Source organism: Devosia sp. (assembly GCF_041917035.1).
Lineage (GTDB): Bacteria > Pseudomonadota > Alphaproteobacteria > Rhizobiales > Devosiaceae > Devosia_A.
In genome coordinates this window covers 1-3,742 of record NZ_JAYRYM010000312.1, presented here as the reverse complement: position 1 = coordinate 3,742, position 3,742 = coordinate 1, and the positions used below count along the sequence as shown (strand labels likewise).

Here is a 3,742-nt window from a genome sequence, read left to right as displayed (position 1 = left end):
GTCACGTCCGCGCCCATGGCACGGCCGAAGCGCTCGAAGAAGCCGTCGATGATGCGTTGCGCCGAGTTGCCGATCACCGCCCTGCCCAGTTTCATGATGCCGCCATCGGCCCCGCCGCTGGCACGAAACAGCAGTTCGGTCCCTCCCGGGGCGTCGGACAGGGTGATGTCGGCCGCGGCCTCGGCCATGCCGAGCAGGCCGCCGCGGCCCCGGCCGGCAAGCGTGTAGCTTTCGGCGGGCACGACATTGCGCAGCTCGAGGTCGCCGGTGAACACCGGCTGCACGATGCCGAAATTGACCTGAATCTCGCATTCGAGGCTCTGCTCGCCGGTCCAGTCGATGCGCCGGCAGCCCGGAATGGCGGCCTTCAGCATGTCGGTCTGATTGAGCGCCTTCCACACGGCCTGGCGTGGAGCCGAGAACAGGTACCTGCCGCCGAATTCCATGACTGCCCGCCCTCCGTCGATGCTTGCGCAAGAGGTAGTGCGCCGCGGCCGCGGGAGCAATCTTTGCAGCATCGCGACGGGGAACGCATATTCGCGGCAAGCCCTTTTTGCTGCGGCTTTTTCGCACCATATCGGAGAAAATGGGCACCCCGGTCGCCGCGACGAATTGTGTTGTCGCTGCGCCGTAGTGAATCATGTCACGAGCCCGGTGACCGAACCTAGGGATGAGCGCCAAATGGCCAGCGAAGTGATGGACAAACCCCTGCAGTATCTCGACAAGGCGATGGGGGCGATCAAGGAGCTCGGGATCTGGCCGGAGCAGTCCGGCGAACAGCCGATCACGGGGCTGCTGAACGAGATCACCGGCCTCGACGAGACCAAGGTCATCCTGATCGGCCGCACCCTCACCCAGGCGAGCGCCTTCAACGAGGTGGTCCGATCGCAGGTGGCGGCGATGAACATCGGCGAGCGCTACAACCTGATCACCGAGAACTTCAACTCCATCCGCGACGACGCCAAGGGCCTCGTCGATCAACTCGACGACGGCAAGCTCGACCTGATGGAGCGGGTATCCAATGTGTGGATGAAGGTCAGCCGCGGCGATATCGCCCAGCGCTTCGACAAGATCCGCCTCACCTATATCGATGTCTCCAAGGAGACCAAGAACCAGATCGACCGCGAGCACACGATCCTCGAGGCGTACCGGGACTTCCGCGGCGCGCTGAAGCAGGCCGAGGTGATGGCCCTCGAGGTGCTCGAAACCGCGACGCGCCATCTCGACGAGAAGAAGGCGGCACTGAGCGCGGCGAGCGACGCCCTCACCGCCTTCACCGGCGGCACCCCGGCGGACCGGGCCAAGCTGGAGATGGCGCGCGACGAGCGGCTGCGCGAACTGCAGAACGAGGAGCGGCGCTACCAGATCTCCAAGGATCTGTCGGACAACCTCACCATCAGCTACTCGACCTCCGAGGTCATCATGGCCCGGCTGATGCAGACCACCAACGCCAAGGAGCGGGTCTACCAGCAGGCGATCAGCTTCTTTTCGACCAACGAGACGGTGTTCACCGCGCTTTCGGCCTCGTTCACCGGCATGTTCGGGCTGCACGAGTCGACCGAGACGCTGAACGCGATGAAGGAAGGCATGTCCAAGAGCCTCGAGACGCTGAGCGAGATCGGCGACCGGGTGGGAGAGGCGGCGGTGAAGGCCGGATACGGGCCGACCATCCGCGCCGACGCGGTCAAGAAGCTGGTCGACTCGGTGGTGAGCTTCCAGGAGAAAAGCCGCACCATCATCAACGAGATGCGCGAGCAGGCGACGAAGAACTCGGCCGAAATCCGCGATGCGGTCGAGGACGGCAAGCGTCGCCTCGCCCAGCTTGCGGCGGAGGGCAATGCGCTGATGCTCGAGGGCAAGGCCAACTAGTCGGGAGGGCGATTGGGCACGCCGCAGCGATGACAAGTGCTGGCGCAGAGGTGGAAAAGGCGCCGCTCGACGAGGTGATGCTGGCGATGGACGTGGTCGACACGCTCCGTCACAGGCAGGATCTGGTCGAGCGCGAACTTGCGGGCGACGCCCGCGAGGCCGAACTGCTGCGCCGGCTGCGGGACATCTACCACCAGCAGGGCATCGAGGTCAGCGACGCGGTCCTGAAGGAAGGCGTGAAGGCGCTGGCCGAGAGCCGCTTCGTCTACGCGCCACCCAAGCCGAGCTTCAAGGTCAGCCTGGCACGCCTCTATGTCGGTCGCCGCAAGTGGGGGCCGGCCGCGCTGGCGATTGCGCTGGTGCTGGTGATCGGGCTGGGTGGCTACTTCTTCGCCTGGCGGCCATTCCGGGAAGCGCAGGCCGAGGCGGCACGCGTCGAGCTGAGCGAAGGCCTGCCGCGCCAGATGGATGCGCTCTACCAGACCATCTATGAGGAGACCAAGGTGCAGCAGGCGGTCGGCGAGGCCGAGAACCTGCGCACGCGCGGCAAGGCCGCCGCGGCGGAGGGGAACCGGACGGGGGCCGAGCAGGCCATCGCCGGTCTGGCGGCGCTGCGCGATCAGTTGCGGCAGGAATACACGCTCAAGATCGTCAGCCGGGACGGACAGAAGACCGGCTTCTGGACCTTTCCCGAAATCAACACGGCGGCGACGAACTACTATGTCGTGGTCGAGGCGATCGGAGCGGACGGAAAGCCGCTGACGCTGCCGATCACCAACGAGGAGAACGGGCAGACCGAGAGCGTCGCGGTGTGGGGCGTACGCGTGCCGGAGGCGACCTACCGGTCCGTCGAGGCGGACAAGCGCGACGACGGCATCGTCGAGCGCAACACGATGGGGATCAAGCAGTACGGATTCCTCGATGTCGACTACGTCATGCCGGTGCTCGGCGGCGCGGTGACCAGGTGGTGATGCCGTGAGCCTTTCCGGACCCGAAGCCCTCAAATCGCTCGACGACGCACTGCGCGACATCCGGCGCGAGGAAGACGAGATTGCCAAGCGCCTGGCGCGCTCGGCCGAACTGGTCACCAAGTTCCGCGAGACCGAGAGCGAACTGTTCCGGCAATTGGCCGGGCTGCGGCTCGACCCGGCGATCCAGTCCGAACTCGCCGGTCGGCTGAGCCAGGCCGAGAGCCGGGCGCGCGAGATGCTGGCCCGGCACAGCGACGACCTGGCGGCGGCGGAGACCGAACTGAAGGGGCTCGACGGGCAGATCGCCGCGCTGGCGAGCGAGCGGTCGGAAGCCGCCAAGAAGGCCGAGACGGCCGAGGCGGAGCTGAAGCGCATCGCCGACCGGGTGGCGGCCGATGCCCAGCAGGACCCGGTCTATGCCCAGAAGCGCCGCACCGCGGACGAACTGGCGCAGGTGGCGGAAGAAAGCCTGCGGAAGACGCAGCAGGCCGAGGCCGATCGCGAGCAGAAGGGACGGCCCTACCGCGACGACCCGCTGTTCATGTACCTGTGGGAACGTGGCTTCGGCACCAAGAACTACCGCGAGAACAACCTGATCCAGTACCTCGACTCGGTCGTGGCGGGGATGGTCGGCTTTCCCGAGGCGCGGGTGAACTTCGCCATGCTGAACGAGATTCCGCTACGCCTGCGCGAGCATGCCGAGCGGCAGCAGCAGATCGCGGAAGCGGCCGACGCGGAAGTGACGGCGCTCGAAAAGCAGGTGATCGATGCCGCCGGCGGCAAGCCGGCCCGCGAGGCGATGGAGGCGGCCCGGGCGCGCATCGCTGCCATCGACGGCGACATGGTGGCGCTCGAGGACAGGCGCGACGAGCGGGCCAAGGGCGTTCGGGACCTGGCGCAGG

The 3,742-nt window shown here is 66.7% G+C and carries 3 protein-coding genes and 1 pseudogene; 3 read left to right on the top strand and 1 reads right to left on the bottom strand.

The genetic code is table 11. The features are described from left to right. A partial coding sequence (locus ACE3TU_RS20095; protein WP_374627471.1) for a CoxG family protein occupies positions 1-446 on the bottom strand: 446 nt, incomplete at its 3' end. Between the two features lie 235 nt (positions 447-681). Here ACE3TU_RS20095 and ACE3TU_RS20090 point away from each other — a divergent pair. From ACE3TU_RS20090 to ACE3TU_RS20080, 3 genes and pseudogenes are all read left to right on the top strand, one after another. Further along, positions 682-1,869 (top strand): cell surface protein, encoded by a 1,188-nt coding sequence (locus ACE3TU_RS20090; RefSeq protein WP_374627469.1) that lies wholly within the window; start codon positions 682-684, stop codon positions 1,867-1,869. Between the two features lie 29 nt (positions 1,870-1,898). Further along, positions 1,899-2,840: a DUF6384 family protein gene (locus ACE3TU_RS20085; protein ID WP_374627466.1), complete on the top strand. Its 942-nt coding sequence runs from the start codon at positions 1,899-1,901 to the stop codon at positions 2,838-2,840. Positions 2,841-2,844: 4 nt separating this feature from the next. Further along, a pseudogene (locus tag ACE3TU_RS20080) lies at positions 2,845-3,742 on the top strand (hypothetical protein); the annotation flags it as partial.

Bases quoted from the DNA above. Each gene is read 5' to 3' on its own strand.
- ACE3TU_RS20085 (WP_374627466.1), top strand. From the start codon at position 1,899: ATGACAAGTGCTGGCGCAGAGGTGGAAAAGGCGCCGCTCGACGAGGTG.
- ACE3TU_RS20090 (WP_374627469.1), top strand. From the start codon at position 682: ATGGCCAGCGAAGTGATGGACAAACCCCTGCAGTATCTCGACAAGGCG.